This window comes from Phyllobacterium sophorae, assembly GCF_003010965.1.
GTDB classification, from domain to species: domain Bacteria; phylum Pseudomonadota; class Alphaproteobacteria; order Rhizobiales; family Rhizobiaceae; genus Phyllobacterium; species Phyllobacterium sophorae.
This window is the reverse complement of record NZ_PGGM01000045.1, coordinates 1-848: the sequence shown is the minus strand read 5'-3', so window position 1 is coordinate 848 and position 848 is coordinate 1. Positions and strand designations below refer to the sequence as shown.

Below are 848 nucleotides of genomic sequence, written 5' to 3'. Positions count from 1 at the left end.
CTCTCCCCGTCGACGAGCGGATCACATTCCTGGCAAGCAGTGAGGGGCGCCGGCTGATTGAAGGGGTGATGCGGCTGCATCCTCGCACGCGCCGCCGCGTATCCGCCCTCATCGCGGCTTTGGGCGAAGAATTGTCGGCGCTGAAGGGCGACGAGGGATGCCAGCGGCCGAAGACAGAAAAGGGGCACGGCGGCGCACCGGACCCGCAGCGGGCGTTTCAAACAGTTTTGGCATCGGATGATGCGGAGCGGAGCCGGGCATGACGAAGCCCGCGCCGCAGCCTGCCTTCAAGGTCGGTGACTGCCGGACAACCTCCCATGACCGGAGGTCGTGGCACCGCGTCGAGGCCGATCTTGTCCGGCGGAGCGGGCTTGCCAAAGAGGAGACGGCAATCACCTCCAGCCAGCACCTTGTTCTGCTCAATGTGCAGGGCAACTCCGAGCGTGGCCAATACTTCATCGATGGCAGGAACGCCGGGTTTGTCCCGCGAAAGCCCGGGGCGATCCTGTTTGTTCCCGCCGGATGCAGCTGGCGGGGCTGGGAAGCTGGCGCCTCGACGGCTGCCTACCTGTCAATCCTGGTGCAACCGGCGCAGGTGGCAGAGCTTCTTGCCCGGGTGCCGCCCGGCGCGCTGCCGTCGCTCTCGCCCGATCTGGGATTCGAGGATGCCATCATCATGAACGCGGCCCGCGGGATCGGCGCAGAGATTCGGGACCGCAATCCGCTCAGCACCATGCTTGTCGAGAGCTATACCGCCACAATCTTCACCCAGCTGATGCGCAAGCAGAAATATCCGCCCCCCGTGCGCAAAGGCGGGCTCGCCGCCACGAACCTTAACCGGGTGATTG

At 65.4% G+C, this 848-nt stretch carries 2 pseudogenes; both read left to right on the top strand.

The window, feature by feature from the left end:
- Positions 1–263: pseudogene (locus tag CU103_RS30960) on the top strand (hypothetical protein); the annotation flags it as partial.
- Positions 260–848 (top strand): annotated as a pseudogene (locus CU103_RS30955) (AraC family transcriptional regulator); the annotation flags it as partial. The pseudogenes CU103_RS30960 and CU103_RS30955, both read left to right, overlap by 4 nt.